14 protein-coding genes are annotated in these 16,319 nt (G+C 63.3%); 8 read left to right on the top strand and 6 right to left on the bottom strand.

The window, feature by feature from the left end; translation table 11 throughout:
• Positions 1-25 precede the first annotated feature (25 nt).
• Both AAGW05_RS15425 and AAGW05_RS15420 read right to left on the bottom strand, forming a co-directional pair.
• Positions 26-1,150 carry a GuaB3 family IMP dehydrogenase-related protein gene (locus AAGW05_RS15425; protein WP_411805443.1) on the bottom strand — a complete coding sequence of 375 codons (1,125 nt, stop codon included), beginning with the start codon at positions 1,148-1,150 and terminating at the stop codon, positions 26-28.
• A gap of 48 nt (positions 1,151-1,198) precedes the next feature.
• The gene (locus tag AAGW05_RS15420) at positions 1,199-2,290 is read right to left on the bottom strand and encodes a BtrH N-terminal domain-containing protein (RefSeq protein WP_411805442.1); all 1,092 of its coding nucleotides are present in this window, start codon (positions 2,288-2,290) and stop codon (positions 1,199-1,201) included.
• Positions 2,291-2,392: 102 nt separating this feature from the next.
• Here AAGW05_RS15420 and AAGW05_RS15415 point away from each other — a divergent pair, with 102 nt between their 5' ends.
• A complete protein-coding gene (locus AAGW05_RS15415) occupies positions 2,393-3,010 on the top strand; it encodes a hypothetical protein (RefSeq protein WP_411805441.1) in 618 nt (205 codons plus the stop codon).
• A gap of 77 nt (positions 3,011-3,087) precedes the next feature.
• On the opposite strand, the gene guaB is transcribed toward AAGW05_RS15415, so the two are convergent.
• Positions 3,088-4,602, bottom strand: coding sequence for an IMP dehydrogenase (guaB, locus tag AAGW05_RS15410; protein WP_411805440.1), 1,515 nt, complete (start codon positions 4,600-4,602; stop codon positions 3,088-3,090).
• Positions 4,603-4,877: 275 nt separating this feature from the next.
• On the opposite strand from guaB, the gene AAGW05_RS15405 reads away from it, so the two are divergent.
• Positions 4,878-5,876 (top strand): DUF389 domain-containing protein, encoded by a 999-nt coding sequence (locus AAGW05_RS15405; protein WP_411805439.1) that lies wholly within the window; start codon positions 4,878-4,880, stop codon positions 5,874-5,876.
• A gap of 219 nt (positions 5,877-6,095) precedes the next feature.
• Positions 6,096-7,853, top strand: coding sequence for a heavy metal translocating P-type ATPase (locus tag AAGW05_RS15400; protein WP_411805459.1), 1,758 nt, complete (start codon positions 6,096-6,098; stop codon positions 7,851-7,853).
• Positions 7,854-8,023: 170 nt separating this feature from the next.
• On the opposite strand, the gene groL is transcribed toward AAGW05_RS15400, so the two are convergent.
• A complete protein-coding gene (gene groL / locus AAGW05_RS15395; RefSeq protein WP_411805438.1) occupies positions 8,024-9,631 on the bottom strand; it encodes a chaperonin GroEL in 1,608 nt (535 codons plus the stop codon).
• A 94-nt stretch (positions 9,632-9,725) separates the two neighbouring features.
• On the bottom strand, positions 9,726-10,022 hold the full coding sequence (gene groES / locus AAGW05_RS15390) for a co-chaperone GroES (protein WP_038464523.1): 297 nt from the start codon (positions 10,020-10,022) through the stop codon (positions 9,726-9,728).
• Positions 10,023-10,309: 287 nt separating this feature from the next.
• Between groES and AAGW05_RS15385 the strand changes: the two genes are divergently transcribed.
• The 3 genes from AAGW05_RS15385 to AAGW05_RS15375 all read left to right on the top strand — a co-directional run bounded on the left by AAGW05_RS15385 (position 10,310) and on the right by AAGW05_RS15375 (position 13,281).
• Positions 10,310-11,188: an ATP-binding cassette domain-containing protein gene (locus AAGW05_RS15385; RefSeq protein WP_411805437.1), complete on the top strand. Its 879-nt coding sequence runs from the start codon at positions 10,310-10,312 to the stop codon at positions 11,186-11,188.
• Positions 11,185-11,997 carry an ABC transporter permease gene (locus AAGW05_RS15380; protein WP_411805436.1) on the top strand — a complete coding sequence of 271 codons (813 nt, stop codon included), beginning with the start codon at positions 11,185-11,187 and terminating at the stop codon, positions 11,995-11,997. The genes AAGW05_RS15385 and AAGW05_RS15380 overlap by 4 nt, the downstream gene beginning before the upstream one ends.
• Before the next feature lie 69 nt (positions 11,998-12,066).
• Positions 12,067-13,281, top strand: coding sequence for a THUMP-like domain-containing protein (locus AAGW05_RS15375; protein WP_411805435.1), 1,215 nt, complete (start codon positions 12,067-12,069; stop codon positions 13,279-13,281).
• 106 nt (positions 13,282-13,387) lie between these two features.
• On the opposite strand, the gene AAGW05_RS15370 is transcribed toward AAGW05_RS15375, so the two are convergent.
• Positions 13,388-14,200, bottom strand: a complete 813-nt coding sequence (locus AAGW05_RS15370) for a shikimate 5-dehydrogenase (RefSeq protein ID WP_411805434.1) — start codon at positions 14,198-14,200, stop codon at positions 13,388-13,390.
• Positions 14,201-14,295: 95 nt separating this feature from the next.
• On the opposite strand from AAGW05_RS15370, the gene AAGW05_RS15365 reads away from it, so the two are divergent.
• Positions 14,296-15,438, top strand: a complete 1,143-nt coding sequence (locus AAGW05_RS15365; protein WP_411805433.1) for a glutamate--cysteine ligase — start codon at positions 14,296-14,298, stop codon at positions 15,436-15,438.
• Positions 15,439-15,541: 103 nt separating this feature from the next.
• On the top strand, positions 15,542-16,309 hold the full coding sequence (locus AAGW05_RS15360; RefSeq protein WP_411805432.1) for a phosphatase PAP2 family protein: 768 nt from the start codon (positions 15,542-15,544) through the stop codon (positions 16,307-16,309).
• The last annotated feature ends 10 nt before the right edge of the window (positions 16,310-16,319 follow it).

Here is a 16,319-nt window from a genome sequence, read left to right as displayed (position 1 = left end):
AAGCGCTGATGTTCACACCGTTTCGCTACGGTGAAACGATGACCTCAACCCGCTGGAATTCCTTCAAATCGGAGTATCCGGTGGTTGCCATGGAGCGGCGCAGTGCACCGATCAGGTTGGAGGCGCCGTCAGCCTGGTGTGCGGGGCCGTAGAGGACCTCCTGCAGGGTGCCAACGGTTCCCATGTGCACGCGGTGTCCGCGCGGGAGTTCCTGGTGGTGCGCCTCCGCACCCCAGTGCCAACCCTGGCCGGGGGCCTCGGCGGCGCGGGACAGGGCAGCCCCGAGCATGACGGCGTCGGCGCCCATGGCAATGGCCTTGACGATGTCGCCGCTTGAGCCCATGCCGCCGTCGGCGATGACATGCACGTAGCGTCCACCTGATTCGTCCATGTAGTCGCGGCGTGCCGAAGCAACGTCGGAGATGGCGCTTGCCATGGGTGAGCGGATGCCCAGCGCGCGGCCTGTGGTGGTGGAGGCTCCGCCGCCGAAACCGACCAGGACGCCTGCCGCGCCGGTGCGCATCAGGTGCAGTGCCGGTGTGTAGCCTGCCGCGCCGCCAACGATGACGGGGACGTCGAGTTCGTAGATGAACTGCTTCAGGTTCAGCGGTTCAGTCGATTTGGAGACGTGCTCGGCCGACACCGTGGTCCCGCGGATCACGAAGATATCGACGCCTGCTGCGACAACAGTCTTGTAGAACTCCTGGGTGCGCTGCGGTGTCAGGGAGCCGGCAACAGTCACGCCCGCGGCGCGGATCTCGGCCAGGCGTGCGGTGATCAGTTCCGCTTTGATGGGTTCGCTGTAGATCTTCTGCAGGCGCACGGTGGTCTCGGGGTCCATGACGGAGGCCTGCAGCAGCGCTATCTCATCGAGTTGCGGCTGCGGATCCTCGTACCTGGTCCACAGGCCTTCCAAGTCCACGACACCCAGTCCGCCGAGCTTGCCGAGGGCGATCGCGGTCTCGGGGGACATCACCGAGTCCATCGGTGCACCCAACACGGGAATGTCGAACTGGTAGGCGTCGATCTGCCATTTCACCGATACGTCCTGGGGATCACGGGTACGCCGGGAGGGCACAATCGCAATCTCATCCAACGAGTATGCGCGGCGTCCACGCTTTCCACGGCCAATCTCAATCTCATAAGTCACGTCCCCTAGCCTATCGCAGCGAGCACCGGAGCCATGAAAGCGGTGGCCTTATTGCGTAGCGAGTGCAGCTTCCAGAGTTTTGGCGGCGTGACTTTCCAGCTCCGCGATGGCTTCCACCCGGGACGCCATCGCAACAAAATCGGGCTCTGCGGCGGCACCCACCAATCCTGTCAGCGCATCCCAGTGCTCCCCTAACGCCCGGTATTGCGCAGCGGCTTCTTGCAGTCCTGCACGTTGGACACCGGAGAACCCCTCCCCTATCAGCGCCGCCTCCGCCAGGAAGCGCGCATACAACGGACGCAGGGCGCCGGGCCCGCTGAAACGTTTTCCTGCCAGCAGCCCGTGCAGCATGTCCATCCCGATCCGCGCACGTTCCGGGTCGGCGAAAATCCGCAACCAGCCGTGCTTGGACTTCCCGTCAGTGAGCCGCTGGGCCCAGGTCTGCATGCCCAAAATGCCAAAATTGTTCGCGTACCCTGGCGGGATTCCCGGCGGCGACTGTTGTGACAGCAGTTCCCGCACCGTCTCCGCCATTGCCTGGCGCACTGTGCCGGCGCCCAATTCCTCGCCGGACACCGGGTCCCCGCCACGAGTGACCACATGCCCCTGCCAATGCTTGTCCGCCTTGCGTGAGCCGCGCGCCTGCGCCAGCGCGGCCGGACTGATCCGCTCAAGCCGCCCTCCGCCGTCGTCCATCAGGTAATCCTCGCCGTCGCGGGAAACCACGGCGACGTCCACCGATTCCATGTCGGCCACCGGATCCTCGGCAGCCCAAGGCAGCTTCCCCCTGACAACCCGCACGACGGCGGGCACCCCGCTTTCCAGCGCAGCATCCAGCCTTGACTGGGCCAGGCTTGCACTGCCCGTCTGCTGGATGTTGATGGCGGCACCGCTGCGGCGCACCAGATTCTCCGTGTAGGGGCCGGGGTGGAAGCGCGTGACGGCCGACGCCGTGGTGGTGTCCTTGTATTCGAAGGTGAAGATCATGAACCCGATCCCCCCGGCCAGCCCTGACAGCATGGCCTCGGTGAAGGGCGCCCCGGTGAACGGGTTGTGCACGCCGGACGCGGCCATGACGCGGGTCCACAGCCCCGAGTCCCAATGCGAATATTCGGTGCCGGGGTTATAGGGGGAAAGCATGCGTCGATTCTATCCGCGCATGGTGAGGGCTGCCCACCACGGATGAGTTCACTGTCGCCTCGCTGACGCTCAGCCGGGCCCCTTGGCCGCTAGGCTTGTTCCATGACCCAGACTGAACTGCGCATGACCGACCACGAGCTTCTGGCCCTGCTCTCCATGACACCCACGGAATCGGCCGCCGTCACACGGGACCTGCTGCGCCTTGACCAGCATGCCGACAACCAGCTGCTGCACAACGCCGGGCTGACCACCCTGATGGCGCGCGGGCTCGCCGAGCCGCAGGGCGAGAAAATTGTTCCCGTGGAGAAGGGCGCCGTAGTTGGATCCGTGCTGTCACAGGCCCAGGAGTGGCTTGAAATCTCCCTGACCACCCCCACCAGCAACCACGTGCTCTTCGCTGTCGGCTCCAACGTTGGTGCCATCCTGCTGAGCATCAACCACTTCGGGCTGCACGAGGTCCAACCGATTGAATCCGGCCCGGCAATGCTCGTCCTGGGCCTGCACCTGTGCAATGAATACCTGACAGGCGCGGCAGAGGGCCTGCCCGCCACAGCCGCCATCCGTCGGATCCGTCTCGGCCAGGAAACCGTCGTGGTCGGGCTGACAGCCGTCGAAAACGGCGACTGGCTGCTGGGCGGCGGCGCCGATTCCGGGCCCGCCGAGGAAGCCCTCCCCGCGGCCGAGGCCATGGCGAAATTCAAGGCCGCGTTGGAGGCCTAGCTCCCCCCTTAAGTTAAAGTGCGACGGCGGTGACCCACCCTCCCAAGGTGGGTCACCGCCGTCGGACTTTAGTGGGGTTATTTGTTGAGGTAGTTCGGGGCCTCAACCGTCATCTGGATGTCGTGCGGGTGTGATTCCTTCAGACCGGCTGCCGTGATGCGCACAAACTTGCCGCGCGCCTTCAGCTCCGGAATGGTCGGCGAGCCGACGTAGAACATGGTCTGTCGCAGGCCACCGACGAGCTGGTACGCCACGGAAGAGAGCGGACCCCTGTAGGCCACGCGGCCCTCGATGCCTTCGGGGATGAGCTTCTCGTCCCCTGTGACGTCGGCTTGGAAGTAGCGGTCCTTGGAGTAGGACTTGTTCTTGCCACGCGACTGCATGGCACCCAGTGAGCCCATGCCGCGGTAGGTCTTGAACTGCTTGCCGTTGACGAACACGGTGTCGCCCGGGGACTCCTCCGTGCCGGCCAGCAAGGAACCGAGCATGACAGTGTCGGCACCGGCAACGAGTGCCTTGCCGATGTCGCCGGAGTACTGCAGACCGCCGTCGGCAATCAACGGCACACCGGCCGGGATGGCAGCCTTGGCTGATTCGTAGATGGCGGTGATCTGCGGTACGCCAACGCCGGCCACGACGCGGGTGGTGCAGATGGAGCCCGGGCCGACACCGACCTTGATGCCATCAGAACCTGCGTCGATCAGAGCTTGGGCACCTTCACGCGTTGCTGCCTGGCCACCGATGACGTCAACGTGGGCTGCAGCTTTTTCACTCTTGAGGCGGGCGATCATTTCCAGTACGCCCTGGCTGTGACCGTTGGCGGTGTCAACGAACAAGGCGTCGACACCGGCGTCGACCAGGGTCATGGCGCGTTCGAACCCGTCGCCGAAGAAGCCGATCGCGGCACCGACACGCAGCCGGCCGCCGTCGTCCTTGGTGGCCAGCGGGTACTGCTCGGCCTTGGAAAAGTCCTTGACGGTGATGAGGCCGCGGAGAACGCCGGCGTCGTCAACGAGCGGGAGCTTTTCAATTTTGTTCTTGCCCAGCAGGCGGGAAGCTTCCTCGCGGCTGATGCCGACGCGGCCGGTGATCAGCGGCATGTGGGTCATGACGTCGCGGACAAGGCGCTGCGAGTACTCGTTTTCGGGGATGAAAACGGTGTCGCGGTTGGTCACGATGCCGATCAGGCGGCCGCCTTCATCAACCACGGGCAGGCCCGAAACACGGTACCTGGCACACAGCTCATCAAGGTCCGCCAGTGTTGCGTCGGGGCCCACGGTGACCGGGTTGGTGATCATGCCGGATTCGCTGCGCTTGACCAGGTCAACTTCCTCGGCCTGGCGCTCGATGGAAAGGTTGCGGTGCACCACGCCCAAACCACCCTGGCGGGCCATGGCGATGGCCATGCGGGATTCTGTCACGGTGTCCATGGCGGCGGAGAGCAACGGTGTTTGCACCGTGATCCGCTTGGATACCCGTGAGCTGGTGTCGGCTTCGGACGGGATGACGTTGGTGTGCCCGGGGAGGAGCAAAACGTCGTCGTACGTCAGGCCAACAAAGGCGAACGGATCATGAATTTCAGGCTGGGACACGAAGGCTCCTTGGCGGGGGTAGAACCATATGAGGGGTGTGCATCCTATGGCCGGTCCCGTGATTACGAAGCTGGCCTGTGCGTTGAATACAGTCTAAACGACGGCGGCGCCGACCTTATTCCGCAGTGGCGCAGCCCACGGCTGCTGTTTCCCCACGTCGCACCGGTTCAGGCAGAAACGTCAAAAGTGCTTGCCGTCCATGCACACGGCCCGACCATGTACTGCCTCTATCCCCTAGAATCAACCGCACGAGCCGACACAACAAAGGAACACCCATGGCACTTCAAATCCGCATTGTTGTCCCATCCGGCGCTGCCGACTCGGTCATCTCGATTGCCCGCAACCACCCGGGGGTTGCGGAAATCTCCTGCATGGAAGGCGCATCCCTGGTGCCGCAGGGAGACGTCATCGTCCTGCAGGCGGTGCGGGAATCGGTCGAAGGGCTGCTGGAAAAGTTGCATGAGCTCGACATCGGCCATCAAGGCTCCGTCAGCATCACAGCACCGGAACTTGTCATTTCAGACAGGCTGGAGGAAGCCGACCGCGAAGTCGCGGGGGACGGTGCCGACGCCATCATCTGGGATGAAGTGGAAAAGGACACCAACGCAGATTCGAAGCTGACGTGGAGCTACCTGACTTTTTTGATCATTGCTGTTCAATTGGCAGGGATCGGCATCCTCACCGATTCCACCATCGCCATCGTCGGGGCCATGGTGGTGGGCCCGGAATTCGGCCCACTGGCAGGACTGGCGTTGGCCGTGGTGGACCGCCGGTGGAAACTTGCCCGCCGGGCCGCCGTGGCGCTCGTTGTCGGTTTCCCGATCGCCATGGCGTTGACAGCGCTGGCCACTGTCGTTTCGGCGTGGTTGGGCTTGTTCAGCCCGGCTGAGGTGCTCAGCCAAAACCGGGCCACCGAATTTATTTACCACCCGGGGCCCTACTCGTTCATCGTGGCAGTTCTAGCTGGGGCGGCAGGCATGCTCTCACTGATCGGCAGGAAATCCGCGGCCCTGGTGGGCGTCTTCATTTCCGTCACGACGGTTCCCGCGGCCGGATATGTTGCCGTGGCACTGGTGCTTGGCGAGCATGGCCGGGCCGCCGGGTCGGCACTGCAGCTGTTCATCAATGGTGCAGGGATCGTGGTGTCCGCTGCCGCCGTGCTGCTTCTATACAGGATGGTGCGGCGTCGGCGGCCGGCACCCACCCGCTACTCTGCAGCCAACGCGGCGGCAACGGCGCACAGTGTGGGCTCGCGGAACCCCTTCCGCCGGTGACCACCTCTTTACGTGGTCCCAGGAGTTCCAATACTGGGATTCGCAGCGAGGCTGAGGCACAGTGGTGATATGAAGGAATTAGCTGCAGGGCTCTTGACTAACCGTTCTCCGGAACCGGACCTCCATGGTACGCCGCGCCCGCAACGGGGCTTGATGACAGTGCTACGCCGATACCCTCTGGTGTGGCTGACGGTCCTAACAGGCATCATAGTGGCGTTTATGCTGCTGACCGGCCATCAAGATGCCGCACGCTGGACGGCAATCATCTACGCCGTCGCCATCGCTTTGCATCAGGGCGTTGGCATGGTCAAGGACATCATGCGCGGTCACTGGGGGACAGACATTCTTGCGGTCACGGCGATCTTTGCCACGGTGGCCGTTGGCGAATACATCGCATCTTTGATCATCATCTTGATGCTGACCGGGGGCGCCGCCCTTGAGGATTACGCCACGGGACGCGCCAACCGGGAGCTGCGTTCGCTGCTCGAACGCGCACCACGCCTTGCCCACCGCGAGAACCCCGATGGGACAACCTCAGATGTGCCACTGACTGAGATTGAGATTGGCGATTCGCTGCTAGTCCGTCCGGCAGAAGTGGTGCCGGTGGATGGTGTATTGCTCTCCGGCCCGGCCATGTTTGACGAATCGGCACTGCGAGGGGAAAGTATGCCTGTTGAGCACTTTGTGGACGATCCCGTGCTCAGCGGAGCCGTCAACGGGCCAGGTGCTGTGCGTATCAGGGTGAGCGCCCGTGAGGAAGATTCCCAGTTCAGCCGCATCATTGCCCTGGTGCGCGATGCTGCCGAAAGCAAAGCCCCCGTGGTGCGGCTCGCTGACAGGTACGCCGTCCCGTTCACGGCTTTTTCGTTGGCACTGGCCGGGTTGGCGTGGTTTCTCAGTAGCGACCCCGCCCGCTTTGCCGAAGTCCTCGTGGTGGCGACCCCTTGCCCCTTGCTGATTGCCGCGCCAGTGGCCTTTTTGGGCGGCATGAGCCGGTCCGCTAAATCCGGAATCATCGTCAAGAGCGGAGGAACACTAGAGCAACTCTCTCGGGTCAAGACAGCCGCATTCGACAAGACCGGAACACTGACAAGTGGCGAGCCCACACTCCATGAGATCCGCAGCATCGGGCTGGACCCTGACGAGTTACTGGCGCTCACTGCCTCTGCAGAGCAATACTCCTCCCATGTGTTGGCCGCCGCTATCGTGACCGAGGCACGGTCCCGAGGATTGGCGCTCCACATCACCGATTCTGCCATCGAGCACGCAACCAATGGGGTCAGCGCCAATTTTGGCGGACGCCATATTTTGGTGGGCAAACGCGCCTTTGTTGCTAGCCAAGCCAGCGGCGTTCAGGAGGTGTCACTGGCAGGCGGGCAGTTGGCCGTCTATGTAGGCATTGACGGGCGCTTTGCCGGGACCCTGATTATGCGGGATCCGCTGCGTCCAGAAGCGCCAGCCACTTTAGCAGCACTGCAGGCACTAGGGGTAGCCGATAGGGTCATGCTCACGGGGGACGCCGAGGCAACGGCGAAGTTTATTGCTGCGGAGGCTGGCATCACCGAGATCCATGCCGGGTTGCTGCCTGCTGACAAAGTGCGGCTCGTCAATGCGTTGGAGCACCGCCAGGTGTTGATGGTGGGCGACGGGATCAATGATGCCCCCGTCCTTGCCTCGGCCGACGTCGGAATTGCCATGGGTGCCAAGGGCTCCACCGCAGCAAGCGAGTCAGCAGATGTTGTCATCATGGTCGATGATCTGGCCAAGGTGGCCCAGTCGGTGCAGATCGGGCAGCGGACGGTGCGGATCGCCGTCGAAAGTATCTGGATTGGCATCATCCTCAGTGTGGGGCTGATGTTTATGGCAGCGTGGGGGCTGATCCCTGCCGTGGCCGGGGCACTTGCCCAAGAAGTCATTGACCTGGCCACCATCTTAAACGCCCTGCGCGCATTGACCCCCGGCAAGAAACCACGTTAAGTGCCAAAAGTGACACCGTTTGCGCTTTCGGACACCGGTATACCGGTGTCCGAAAGCGCAAACGGTGTCACTTTTGGCAAGCCCACACCTTCGGAAGAAACGTGTCGGGCCAACGCCTGCGACGGGTCCAGATATGGGTCGCTAGCGACCCATATCTGAGGGCGTGGGGATTAGTGCTGGTGGGCTGCTTCGGCGTCCTCGGCAGGCTTGTCCGACACGAGAACCTCGGTGGTGAGCACCAGTGCCGCGATGGAGGCTGCGTTGCGCAGGGCCGAGCGGGTGACCTTGACCGGGTCGATGACGCCGGCGGAGACCAGGTTCTCGTACACGCCGGTTGCTGCGTTGAAGCCGAAGCCGTCTTCAAGTTCGCCAACCTTGTGCACAACAACGTAGCCGTCGTGGCCTGCGTTCTGGGCGATCCAGCGCAGCGGCTGAGCTACAGCCTTGCGAACCAGCTCGATGGCGGTTGCAGAGTCGCCGGTCAGGGCGGTCACTGTTGCGTCGTCGTCGAGTGCCTTGGCTGCCTGGACCAGTGCGGAACCGCCACCGGCAACAATGCCTTCTTCCAAAGCTGCACGCGTTGCGGACACTGCGTCCTCAATGCGGTGCTTCTTTTCCTTCAGCTCGACCTCGGTGGCTGCGCCAACCTTGATCACGCCGATGCCGCCGGCCAGCTTGGCCAGGCGTTCCTGCAGCTTTTCCTTGTCCCAGTCGGAGTCGGTGCGCTTGAGCTCGGCGTGCAGCTGGGCAACGCGGGCTGCAACATCGTCAGCGGTGCCAGCACCGTCAACAATGGTGGTGTTGTCCTTGGTGACAGTGATGCGGCGGGCCGTACCCAGCACCTCGAGACCGACCTGGTCCAGGGACAGGCCGATCTCTGCGGAAACAACCTGTGCGCCGGTCAGGATCGCGATGTCCTGCAGCATGGCCTTGCGGCGGTCCCCGAAGCCCGGAGCCTTGACGGCAACAACGTTCAAGGTGCCGCGCAAACGGTTGACGATCAGCGTGGACAGTGCCTCGCCGTCGACGTCTTCGGCAATGATGAACAGCGGCTTGTTGGCAGCAAGTGCCTTTTCCAGCAGCGGCAGGAATTCCTGCAGGTTGGAGATCTTGCCCTGGTTGATCAGAACCAGTGCATCTTCCATGACAGCTTCCTGGCGTTCCGCATCGGTGACGAAGTACGGGGACAGGTAGCCCTTGTCGAACTGCATGCCCTCGGTGAGGACCAGTTCGGTTGAGGTGGTCGAGGACTCTTCGATGGTGATGACACCATCCTTGCCGACCTTCTCGAATGCCTCGGCGAGCAGGTCACCGATTTCCTGGCTCTGAGCGGAGATGGCGGCAACTTCTGCAACCTGTCCACCCTCGACCGGGCGGGCGTTCTCCAGCAAACGCTTGGCAATGGCTTCAACTGAAACCTGGATGCCGCGCTTGAGCTCGCCGGGAGCCGCACCTGCAGCAACGTTGCGCAGGCCTTCCTTGACCAGTGCCTGTGCCAAAACGGTGGCCGTGGTGGTGCCGTCGCCGGCAACATCGTTGGTCTTCGTGGCAACTTCCTTGGCCAGCTGTGCGCCGAGGTTCTCGTACGGGTCTTCAAGCTCGATCTCGCGAGCAATGGTGACGCCGTCGTTGGTGATGGTGGGGGCGCCCCACTTCTTGTCCAGCACTACGTTGCGACCGCGCGGGCCGAGGGTCACCTTGACGGTGTCGGCGAGCTTATCGATACCGGCCTCAAGGGCCTTCCGAGCGTCGTCATTAAAAGCAAGCTGCTTAGCCATGCGTTGTGTTCCTTTCACGCAAAGACCCCACGGCCGTGACCTGTGAACGGTCCCGGTCGCGGGGCTTTACAAAGTGGTTACGGGACGAAAGTCGTTACTTAACGACGATGGCCAGTACGTCGCGGGCCGAGAGGACGAGCAGCTCTTCGCCACCGGTCTTCACTTCGGTTCCACCGTACTTGGAGTAAATGACGACGTCGCCAACGGCAACATCGATCGGGACACGGTTGCCGTTGTCATCAACGCGGCCGGGTCCCACTGCCACAACTTCGCCCTCCTGGGGCTTTTCCTTGGCAGTATCCGGGATAACCAGACCGGAAGCGGTGGTCAGCTCTGCTTCGAGCTGGCGAACAACAATACGATCCTCAAGAGGCTTAATAGAGACCGACACTCGGACCTCCCTTTCACATGCGTAAATTTCTTGGATGCCTGGCAGTCTTCCTCGCCATGATGTGCGGAGCGCCAACCGTCGTCGCGGTGCCGGTAGTGCTCCCATGGCCAAAAAGATCAGCAAGTTAGCAGCCTCAGGGTGAGAGTGCTAACTCCGACTCTAGGGAATCGATTAGCACTCGGTCAAGGCGAGTGCCAGCTTTAGCCCCAAAAGTACGACGGCGGCGGGCCCGGTTTCGCTCATGGCGCACCTTTGCCCCGACCCGACCGTGATGGCAGGATGGGCAAATGACAAAAAGTCCTGTGCACGTGCGAGGCCTGACGAAGGCGTACGGGGCCTTCACCGCCGTCGACGGCATCAGCTTCGACATCGATGAAGGCGAAACCTTTGCCCTGCTAGGCCCCAACGGCGCAGGGAAAAGCACCACTATTGAAATCCTTGAAGGCTACCGGGACAGGACCGGCGGCGACGTGGAGGTGCTTGGCGTCGATCCCCAACGCGGCGGGTTGGACTGGAAGGCGCAGCTCGGGATCGTGCTGCAGTCAACGGGCGAGAGCGGCAATGTCACGGTCCTTGAGCAGCTCAATCACTTCGCCGGCTACTACCCCAACCCGCGCAATGTAGCTGAGGTCATCGAAGCCGTGGGACTTTCCGGCAAGGCCAAGACCCGAATCGGCAAACTCTCCGGGGGCCAGCGCCGGCGGGTGGACGTGGCCCTTGGCATCATTGGCCGGCCCCGGCTGCTGTTTCTGGATGAGCCGACCACCGGCTTTGACCCCGAGGCAAGGCGCCAGTTTTGGGGGCTTGTCACCGAACTCCAGGACGAGGGCACCACCATCTTGCTGACGACCCACTACCTGGATGAGGCGGCAACCCTGGCCGACCGCGCGGGGGTCATCCTTGGCGGAAAACTCGTGGACATCGGCGCCATCGACGACATTGGCGGACCCGGCGCAAAGGTGCCGCTCGTGCGGTGGCGGCAGGACGGCGTCGTACATCAGCAGCGGACGGCCGAGCCATCGGCACTGGCCGCGCGGCTGTATGCGGAGGCAGGCGGAGAGGTTGATTCGCTGGAAATCACCAGGCCAAGCCTTGAGGACATTTACCTTGAGCTTGTGGGCAGCCATGCGGCGGCCGGCGCGGAAGTCCAGGAGGATGCAGCATGAGGACACTGGCGCTGGGGGCATCCCGGATCGGATATGAACTGCGGGTGTACTTCCGCCAAGGCGACTCCGTCTTCTTCACGTTCCTTTTCCCCATCCTGATGTTGTCGGTATTCGCCGTGGCTTTCAGCACCAGCGGGAACCTCGGCGCGGCACCCGACGGCACCGGCGGCATCAGCTTCGCGGCGTACTACGTCCCCGGCATGGTCGCTGCGGGCATGCTGCTCAGCGGCGTGCAGAACCTGGGCGTGGACATTGCCGGGGAGAAGGGCGACGGCACGCTCAAACGGCTGGCGGGCACTCCCCTGCCTGTATTCTCGTACTTCATGGGCAAGATCGGCATGGTGTTCGCCAGCTCGGTCATGCAGGTGATTTTGTTGCTGCTCGTGGCCCGCTTTGCCTTCGATGTGGCAATGCCCACCGAACCCGCCAAGTGGCTGACGTTCGCCTGGGTGTTCCTGTTTGGCGTCATCACCAGCTGCGTTTTGGGCATTGCGCTCTCGGCACTGCCGCGGACGGGGAAAAGCGCCACGGCCGTGGTCATCCCGATCGTGCTCCTGCTGCAGTTCATCTCGGGCGTCTACCTGAACTTTTCCCAGCTGCCCGGCTGGCTGCAAAACATCGCCAGCATCTTCCCGCTGAAATGGATGGCCCAGGGGATGCGCAGCGTGTTTCTGCCGGCGTCGTTCGAGGCCGCCGAACCCAGCGGAGCCTGGAACCTGGGGCTGGTGGCCCTGGTCATGGGGCTGTGGCTCGTCGTAGGCATGGTCCTGTGCCGTTTCACGTTCAGGTGGATTCGCCGGGACAGCTGAATGCCCGACGGCGCCCGGCTGGCCAAGGGGGGCGTCCGGCGTGTCGCGGCTGGCGGTTAGGGTTAATGCATGGCCGCTGACGCAATTTCCCCCCTGCTCACTGTTGAAGGCTGGGAACTTTTGTCCTCCCTTGACCCCTACAGCGAGGCAGACTCCCTCAAGCTCAACGAATCCCTGCGCAAGGCCGGGCACTCCCCCGAGCTCGTGGCCGCCGCGCTCACGCAGTCAAGGCTGCGGGCCAAGGCCGAGGCCAAATTTGGCGAGTTCGCCCACCAGATGCTGTTCACCCAGACGGGGCTGGAACAAGCCACCCGCCTGAGCATCGCAGCCCTGCACGCGCAAAGATTTACGACGGCGGGCATCACCTCGGTTGCCGACCTGGGCTGCGGTCTGGGCGCCGACTCGCTTGCGATGGCCAGCCTTGACATCAACGTGACAGCCGTGGAAATGGACGAGGTCACCGCCGCCTGCACCACAGTGAACCTCATGCCTTTCCCCCACGCCAAGGTGCTGTGCTCCCAGGCGCAGGACGTTGACCTCACAGGCATCCAGGGGGTGTGGCTTGACCCGGCCCGCCGCACCACCAGCACCTCCGGCACCACCCGCCTCTTTGATCCCGAGGCGTTCTCCCCGCCCCTGTCCTTCGTTGAGGAGCTGGCGGACAGGGGCCTGGCCGTGGGCGTGAAAATGGGGCCCGGAATCCCGCACGAGGCCGTGCCGGAGACGGCCGAAGCCCAGTGGATTTCCATCAACGGCGACGTCGTGGAGGCCGGACTGTATTTCAACCAGTTGGCCCGCCCCGGCATCCGCCGCGCAGCCCTTGTCATCGGCCGCCATGGCAACGCCGAGCTGACAAGTGCCCAGAAGTATGAGCCGGCGAAGCAGGACGCGGAGCTCGGCCCCATCAGCGGCTACCTCTACGAGCCCGACGGCGCCGTCATCCGCGCCGGGCTGGTGGCGGACCTGGCCAGGAGCATGGGCGCGCACCTGCTGGATGAGCACATCGCGTACCTGTCCTCCGACACCCACATCGAGACCCCGTTTGCCCGCAGCTACAAGGTCATTGAGGTGAAGCCGTTCAACGTCAAGGCTCTGAAGGCCTGGGTGAAGGGTAATCGGATCGGCGTGCTCGACATCAAGAAGCGCGGCATCTCCACGACCCCCGAGGAACTGCGCCGCCAGTTGTTGACAGGTTCGGGCAAGGGGCCGAACAAGGCCACGCTGATACTGACCCGGATCGGCGAGGACCGTGTCGCGGTAGTTGTTGAACCCCACACCCCCTAAACGCTCGGTTACTTTTGGTCCACTTTTGACGAACGCTCCCGCACCAAAGTGAGGGAGCGTACGTCATTTAAGCCCCAAAAGTAACCGAGCGTTGCGTGGTGCGGGGTCAGCTGCGGGAGAACTCCGAGGCTTCTCGGACCAGTTCGGGGCTGGGGCGCACGCCCGTATACAGGACAAACTGCTCCTCGGCCTGGATCGCGATGACCTCCGCGCCCGTGATGACCTGCTTTCCGGCAGCCCGGCCAGCCTTGACCAGCGGGGTTTCGGAGGGAAGCGCGACGACGTCGAACACGACCTGCGCGGCGCCCACCGCAGTGTCGCTGAAGGACTGGACGGACTCGTCGGTGCCGGCCATGCCCAAGGGAGTGACGTTGATGATCATCCCGGCCGTGGCGTCGCCGACCTCGGCCAGCCATGCGAAACCGTACAGCGCGGCAAGAGCCCGGCCACGCTCCTCGTTGCGGGCCACGATCGTGACCTGGGTGAATCCGGCGTCGCGCACGGCAGCGGCAACAGCCTTGGCCATGCCACCTGAACCCCGCAGCAAGACAGGGGTGGAAGGTTGCACTTCATGCACTGCCAAAAGCCTGGCGATGGCAAGGTAGTCGGTGTTGTACGCGGTCAGAACCCCGCCGTCGTTGACGATGGTGTTGACCGAATCTATGGCCGAGGCGGAGGCATCCATGGCGTCGACCAGGGCAATGACGTCTTCCTTGTACGGCATCGACACGGCGGCCCCGCGGATGCCCAGACCCCGGATGCCGGCAACGGCCTGCGCAATGTCGGTGGGCGCAAACGCCTTGTAGACGAAGTTCAGTCCGAGCGCGTCGTAAAGGTAATTGTGGAAGCGTGTGCCAATGTTGCTGGGCCGCGCGGCGAGGGAAATGCACAAGGTCATGTCTTTGTTCAGGATCGGCACCTTACCATTGTGCCGCAGTTCCTGAACTACAATCAGAAGGCAGCAGGCACCCTTGCCGACTTGCACTACAACTCCACCATTGCCAAGGGGGCCCCGTGAAGATTGATTTCGCCAAGTCAGAGCAGTCAACGCTGGGCCTGGAATGGGAAATTGCCCTTGTCGACCAGCAGACCGGTGAACTTGCCGCGCGCGCCGATGATGTTTTCAAAAACATCCAGGCCGCCGATCCTGCCGCGTGGAAAGATGGCGAGCACGCCCACATCAAGGGTGAAATGCTGCAGAACACTGTTGAGTTGGTCACAGGAGTCTGCCATACGGTCGCCGAAGGCACAGACGACCTGCGGCGCAGCCTGAACATCCTCCGGGATGCTTCAACACCGCTCGGGCTTGACCTCCTCAGCGCCGGAACCCACCCCTTCAGCGACCCGCGCACCCAGGCAGTCACCGACAAGGAACGCTACGCGAAGCTTGTCGACAGGACCCAGTGGTGGGGCAGCCAGATGCTCATTTACGGCGTGCACGTCCACGTCGGCCTGGACCATGTTGCCAAGGCCATGCCCATCCTTGACGGGCTCATCAACTACTTCCCGCATTTCCAGGCGCTCTCCGCCTCCTCCCCGTACTGGAACGGCGAGGACACCGGTTATGCATCACAGCGGGCGCTCATGTTCCAGCAGCTGCCCACGGCAGGCCTGCCGTTCCAGTTCCCCGACTGGGCCGCCTACGAGTCCTACGTGCAGGACATGTTCACCACCGGTGTCATTGACGCGACCAACGAAATCCGCTGGGACATCCGCCCCGTGGCAGGCCTGGGCACCATTGAAATGCGCATCTGCGACGGCATGTCCACCCTCAAGGAAATTGGCGCCATCGCGGCCCTGACCCAGTGCCTCGTGGAGGATTTCTCAAATACCTTGAACGACGGCGGCACCATCCCCACCATGCCGCCGTGGCACATCCAGGAAAACAAGTGGCGCGCGGCCCGTTACGGCATGGACGCCATCATCATCCTCGATGCGGCAGGCAAGGAGCAGCTTGTCACCGAGCACACAGTGGAACTGCTGAACAAGCTCGAGCCCGTGGCGGCCAAACTTGGCTGCTCCGACGAGCTCGCCAGCGTCGAGAAGATCATTTCCGGCGGGGCCAGTTACCAGCGCCAGCGCCGTGTCGCCGCCGCCAACGACGGCGAGCTGCGCGCCGTCGTGCGTGAACTTGTCGCGGAGATGGCAGGCAACTAACCCTTGCGCGGGGCTGTTCTTAGTGAATTCTTAGATTCCGTGGAGAACAGTTGAGGCAGGGCCTTCGGGCCACGTCCTGTCCGCCATGAATCGGAGTTGTTTGATGCCGTCACCATCCACCATAGGAAAGTCCAACGCCAGACCTGTCCGCGCCACGCGGTTGGCGGTGCTGCCGCAACCCGTCTTCTGGGGGGTGTGGGTTGCCGTCCTGTCGGTTGCCGTGCTGGCACTCGGGTTCTTTGTCGCGTCCACGCCCGACTTCACCTCGGGTGAATTCACGATCGACCAGGAGCTGAGCCGGGACCACGTTGGCATCCTGACAGCCTTGGCAATGGTGATCGACAGGGCATTTTCGCCTGTCGGCGGGTTCACCATGATCGCACTGGTGTGCCTGTTCCTGCTGCTGGTGCGCAAGTCGCCCGTCAATGCCATCGCCTTTGGCGGCGTGGCGGCCACGGGGTGGCTCTCAAGCCAGTTCTTCAAGGTCCTCGTCGAACGCCAGCGGCCAAATCCGGCGCTGCTCTTTGATCCACTTGCCCCTGAAACCGGTTCAAACAGTTTCCCCAGCGGGCATGTGGCCCTGGCCGTCGGCCTGGCCTGGGCGTTCTGGTTCCTGCTGCGCAACGGCCGCTGGGCCAAGGTTGCGGCGCTTCTTGCCCTGGTGGTTCCCGTGGTTGTGGCCTTGTCCAGGATTTATGTCGGGGTGCACTACCCCACCGACGTCGCGGCGTCCTTCCTGGCTGCGAGCGCCGGGGTGCTCGTGTTCGCGGGTGTGTGGAACAGGTACCAGGGCGCGGTTCTGCCCCGGATCCCACTGCTCGCCCGGTTCGGGCCGCTCACAGCCGCGACGTCCACCCACCCGAACTCCTGATCGAGGCCCC

The organism is Arthrobacter sp. LAPM80 (assembly GCF_046736435.1).
Taxonomy (GTDB): Bacteria; Actinomycetota; Actinomycetes; order Actinomycetales; family Micrococcaceae; genus Specibacter.
This window is presented reverse-complemented; position numbering and strand designations above follow the sequence as displayed.

Bases quoted from the DNA above. Each gene is read 5' to 3' on its own strand.
- AAGW05_RS15420 (WP_411805442.1), bottom strand. From the start codon at position 2,290: ATGCTTTCCCCCTATAACCCCGGCACCGAATATTCGCATTGGGACTCG.
- AAGW05_RS15415 (WP_411805441.1), top strand. From the start codon at position 2,393: ATGACCCAGACTGAACTGCGCATGACCGACCACGAGCTTCTGGCCCTG.
- AAGW05_RS15405 (WP_411805439.1), top strand. From the start codon at position 4,878: ATGGCACTTCAAATCCGCATTGTTGTCCCATCCGGCGCTGCCGACTCG.
- AAGW05_RS15400 (WP_411805459.1), top strand. From the start codon at position 6,096: ATGCTGCTGACCGGCCATCAAGATGCCGCACGCTGGACGGCAATCATC.
- groL (WP_411805438.1), bottom strand. From the start codon at position 9,631: ATGGCTAAGCAGCTTGCTTTTAATGACGACGCTCGGAAGGCCCTTGAG.
- AAGW05_RS15385 (WP_411805437.1), top strand. From the start codon at position 10,310: ATGACAAAAAGTCCTGTGCACGTGCGAGGCCTGACGAAGGCGTACGGG.
- AAGW05_RS15380 (WP_411805436.1), top strand. From the start codon at position 11,185: ATGAGGACACTGGCGCTGGGGGCATCCCGGATCGGATATGAACTGCGG.
- AAGW05_RS15375 (WP_411805435.1), top strand. From the start codon at position 12,067: ATGGCCGCTGACGCAATTTCCCCCCTGCTCACTGTTGAAGGCTGGGAA.
- AAGW05_RS15360 (WP_411805432.1), top strand. From the start codon at position 15,542: ATGCCGTCACCATCCACCATAGGAAAGTCCAACGCCAGACCTGTCCGC.